At 43.7% G+C, this 4,395-nt stretch carries 5 protein-coding genes and 1 pseudogene; all 6 read right to left on the reverse strand.

Annotated features, from left to right (window positions below; genetic code table 11):
• Positions 1–75, reverse strand: a pseudogene (locus tag ACO59Y_RS05180) (acyl carrier protein); the annotation flags it as partial.
• Between the two features lie 261 nt (positions 76–336).
• Positions 337–1,065 (reverse strand): 3-oxoacyl-ACP reductase FabG, encoded by a 729-nt coding sequence (gene fabG / locus ACO59Y_RS05185; protein ID WP_486131249.1) that lies wholly within the window; start codon positions 1,063–1,065, stop codon positions 337–339.
• A 12-nt stretch (positions 1,066–1,077) separates the two neighbouring features.
• On the reverse strand, positions 1,078–2,016 hold the full coding sequence (gene fabD / locus ACO59Y_RS05190) for an ACP S-malonyltransferase (protein WP_486131251.1): 939 nt from the start codon (positions 2,014–2,016) through the stop codon (positions 1,078–1,080).
• Positions 2,017–2,151: 135 nt separating this feature from the next.
• The gene (locus tag ACO59Y_RS05195) at positions 2,152–3,102 is read right to left on the reverse strand and encodes a beta-ketoacyl-ACP synthase III (protein WP_486131253.1); all 951 of its coding nucleotides are present in this window, start codon (positions 3,100–3,102) and stop codon (positions 2,152–2,154) included.
• A gap of 18 nt (positions 3,103–3,120) precedes the next feature.
• Complete coding sequence (gene plsX / locus ACO59Y_RS05200; protein ID WP_486131255.1) at positions 3,121–4,149, reverse strand: phosphate acyltransferase PlsX; 1,029 nt, start codon at positions 4,147–4,149, stop codon at positions 3,121–3,123.
• Between the two features lie 20 nt (positions 4,150–4,169).
• A complete protein-coding gene (gene rpmF / locus ACO59Y_RS05205; RefSeq protein WP_005544470.1) occupies positions 4,170–4,340 on the reverse strand; it encodes a 50S ribosomal protein L32 in 171 nt (56 codons plus the stop codon).
• Positions 4,341–4,395 lie beyond the last annotated feature (55 nt).

Below are 4,395 nucleotides of genomic sequence, written 5' to 3' on the forward strand. Positions count from 1 at the left end.
TTCTGGTTTTACGTCTTCTTCTTTAACACCTAATTGTTCAACGATGATTTTTTTTACGCGTTCTTCAATGCTCATTTGTTTTTCCTATGTTGTAATAACTCATTGCTGAGCGGTTAGTGTATGAATTTTTGACAACCTTGCAACCTTTTTATTGAGTGGTCGCACCACGAAAGGGCAAGTAAAAACACATACAGCGAAAATAGTTACATATCTTTGCATACGCTCAAGACGTAACCAAGCTATGATGCGGGGCAGATTCTAACACTATCTAAAACCTTTGGCTACGATTTTATAGGGGAAATCCGCCAACCTAAAATGACTTATCCTGTCAAGGAGTTAGCTCATATATAAGCCGCCATTTACATGTAATGTCGTACCGGTAATATACGCAGCATCTTCGGAAGCCAAGAAAGCCACCGCTTTTGCGATATCCTTAGCTTCGCCTAAACGCCCCGCCGGAACATTAGAAAGAATCCCTGCTTTTTGTTCGTTCGTTAGCACCTCGGTCATGTCTGTTGCGATAAAGCCCGGCGCCACCACATTCACGGTAATACCACGTGCCGCCACTTCTTTTGCAAGAGATTTTGAAAAGCCGATTACACCCGCTTTTGCCGCACAATAATTGGTTTGTCCCGGATTACCCATTGAGCCTACAACCGAACCGATATTAATAATTCGTCCGAAACGTTTTTTCATCATGCTACGCAGCACCGCTTTGGAAAGATGATAAACCGCACTTAAATTAGTTTGTATAATATCGAACCATTCATCATCTTTCATACGCATTAACAAATTATCGCGTGTGATACCGGCATTATTCACTAAAATATCGATATCGCCAAAATCGCTTTTGATTTTCTCTAACATAGCCTCGATGGATGTAATATCGGTTACATTCAAAACTAGCCCTTTGCCTTTATCACCTAAATAAGCGGAAATTGATTCTGCGCCTTTTTCAGACGTCGCCGTACCAATTACAAACGCTCCTTTGGCGACTAATTCTTCCACTACCGCTCGGCCAATACCACGCGTTGCGCCTGTTACTAAAGCAATTTTACCTTGCATTTTTCTTTCCTTTTACGCTAATAATTCTTCGATCGCATTGAGCGATGTGATGTCATTTACTGATGCGGCTTGCAAATCGGCAACGATGCGTTTGGTTAAACCACTCAACACTTTGCCCGGGCCGATTTCAACCAGTACTTGAATGCCTTCTTGCGCCATTTTTTCTACGGTTTCCGTCCAACGAACAGGATTGTACAGTTGGCGAATCAATGCGGTGCTGATCGCGCTGCTCACTGAAGCCTTCTCTACATCAACATTATTAATCACGGCGGTTTGCGGTGCGGATAAAGCGATCTTTTCTAAGGTCAACGCTAATTTATCCGCCGCTGGTTTCATTAATACGCAATGGGAAGGCACGCTCACCGATAATGGTAACGCGCGTTTGGCTCCCGCTTCTTTACATAATGCGGCAGCACGCTCTACCGCTGCTTTTGCACCAGCAATCACTACTTGTCCAGGTGAATTAAAGTTCACCGCAGAAACCACATTGCCTTGCTCGGCTTGTTTGCAAGCATTAATAATGGCGTCGTTATCTAGCCCAATAATCGCGTACATGGCGCCGGTGCCCTCAGGTACGGCTTGTTGCATAAGTTTACCGCGCAATTCCACCAATTTAACGGCATCTTGAAAATCTAATGCGCCGGCGCATACCAAGGCGGAATATTCGCCTAAGCTATGTCCCGCCATTACTTCTGGTTTGAATTGCGGATATTTTTCTTGCCATACGCGATAAACCGCCACCGAAGCGGCTAGCAGTGCAGGCTGGGTTTGCCAGGTTTTATTGAGTTCTTCTGTAGGGCCTTGCTGTGCTAATTGCCATAAATCATAGCCCAGCACATCAGAAGCTTGTTTGAATGTTTCGGTCACAATTGGGTATTCAGTCGCAAGCTCAGCAAGCATACCAACCGCTTGGGAGCCTTGTCCTGGAAAGACCATTGCAAATTTTTTCATTTTGTTTTCCTGCTTTTTAGGTTTAAATCAAAATCTTTTTTGATGGAATGAGTTCCGTCTGATTTTAAATATAAAAAATGCGGTTAATATCAACCGCACTTTCAACGTAATCCGACCGTTATTTTATCAAAATAATTAGAATCTCACTAATGCCGAACCCCAAGTCCAACCACCACCAAAAGCTTCTAATAAAAGCAATTGACCGCGTTGAATACGTCCATCGCGCACTGCTTCATCCAATGCTACCGGTACTGTTGCAGCGCTGTTGTTGGCGTATTTATCTAAGGTTACCACCACTTGCGACATATCCATTTCCAGCTTTTTTGCGGTCGCCGTGATAATACGTAAATTCGCCTGATGCGGTACTAACCAGTCAATGTCTTTTTTATCTAAGTTATTGGCCGCAAGCGTTTCCTCCACTACGTTGGAAAGCTCGCGTACGGCCAGTTTAAAGGTCTCGTTGCCTTGCATTTCAATGTAGCCTGATTTGGCTTCGCCACGCTCCGGTTGCGGTAGTACTAAGGCGGCTTTTTTATCTGCTGAAGCGTGTAAATGGGTAGAAATGATGCCTTCCTGTTCGCTAGCTTCTAAGAGCACCGCACCGGCGCCGTCGCCGAATAGGACTACAGTGCTACGATCGGCTTCATCAAGTTTACGAGAATTAAGATCAGAACCAATGACCAATGCCTTTTTCACTTTGCCTGTACGAATAAATTGATCGGCCACGCCTAACGCATATACAAAACCGGTGCAAGCTGCCGCCAAATCAAAGGAAATTGCGTCTTCAATATCTAGCATTCCCTGTATTTGGCATGCCGCGCTTGGGTAAGCGTGCGAGCCACTGGTGGTCGCGACGATAATAAGCTCAATGTCTTGAGCATTTATTTGTGCGGCTTCAATCGCATTTTTTGCCGCCGCAAACCCCATGCTGGCGACAGTTTCATCGGCGCTAGCAATACGTCGCTCACGAATACCCGAGCGGGTGACAATCCATTCATCAGAAGTGTCGACCATTTTTTCTAAGTCGGCATTAGTACGAATATGACTCGGTAAATAACTACCGGTGGATAAAATTTTACTATTCATAATCAATAAATTGAATTATTAATAACGAGCTAAACCCGCTAAGATTTTTTCTGGAAGTCGCTGGCGAGCTTGAAAAGCGGCATCGGCGATAGCATGTGCAAAAGCGTTTACATTAGCACTGCCGTGGCTTTTCACCACGACGGCAGTTAAGCCAATCAGTGATGCACCATTATATTCATCAGGATTAATACGCTTCAAACGTTGATAAGTGGTTTTAAATAAGTGGCGTATTATCTTGGCAAAAATAGGTTTAAAACAGCGTGAACGAGACGATGTCTCTTTTCCCTTGAATAAAGATAATATATTTTTTGCCGCGCCTTCGAGCGTTTTCAATGCTATATTTCCGGCAAAACCATCGCTTACGATCACATCCGTTTTACCGTTAAGTAACATATCGCCTTCAATAAAGCCGATATAGTTAAGTAGACTCGATTTTTCAAGTAAATTTGCGGCATCACGTATGGATTGACGTCCTTTAATTTCTTCTATGCCGATATTCAGCAAAGCAACACGAGGATACACTAAATTTAATCGATTTTCGGCAAAAATCGCGCCCATTATAGCAAATTGATAGAGATTTTCCGCACTGCATTCGACATTTGCGCCAAGATCTAACATCACGGACTTTTCGCCGTCTATAGTTGGGAGCAATGAAACTAATGCAGGGCGTGCAATGCCTTTAAGCGGTTGTAATAAAATTTTGGATAAGCCCATTAAGGCGCCGGTATTGCCTGCGCTCACACAGCCTTGCGCAGCACCGAGCTTCACTGCTTCTAAGGCTAAACGCATAGACGTGCCTTTGCTATGGCGTAATGCGTGAGAGATGCCATAATTATTGTCAATTGTGCGACTACAATGTTGAATCTGGATGCGCTCTAAAAGAGTTTTGGGACAATTTTCGAGTAAGTGTGTGATCTGTTGGCTATCGCCAAATAGAAATAAAGATAGCATCGGATCCTTTTCCAATGCTAAGAGAGATGCGGGGATAGTAATACGGGGACCTATGTCCCCGCCCATCACATCTAACGCTAAGGTTAGACGAGTCAAGTGAATACCTATAAGTATAATTACTTATTAATCACTTTGCGACCACGATAGTAACCATCAGCGGTTACATGATGGCGTAAGTGAGTTTCACCGCTTGCTTTGTCTACTGATACTGCAGCAGTAGTCAACGCATCGTGCGAACGACGCATATCACGACGTGAACGAGATTTTTTGTTTTGTTGAACAGCCATCGGCCATACTCCTAAATTTAATTTACTTTTGCTTTAAATTAGCTAATACAGCGAA

The sequence above is a fragment of the Rodentibacter sp. genome, from assembly GCF_057314195.1.

What these genes read in the sequence shown, in the direction of transcription:
- fabG (WP_486131249.1), bottom strand. Translation starts at nt 1,065, where the DNA reads ATGCAAGGTAAAATTGCTTTAGTAACAGGCGCAACGCGTGGTATTGGC.
- ACO59Y_RS05195 (WP_486131253.1), bottom strand. Translation starts at nt 3,102, where the DNA reads ATGAATAGTAAAATTTTATCCACCGGTAGTTATTTACCGAGTCATATT.
- fabD (WP_486131251.1), bottom strand. Translation starts at nt 2,016, where the DNA reads ATGAAAAAATTTGCAATGGTCTTTCCAGGACAAGGCTCCCAAGCGGTT.
- rpmF (WP_005544470.1), bottom strand. Translation starts at nt 4,340, where the DNA reads ATGGCTGTTCAACAAAACAAAAAATCTCGTTCACGTCGTGATATGCGT.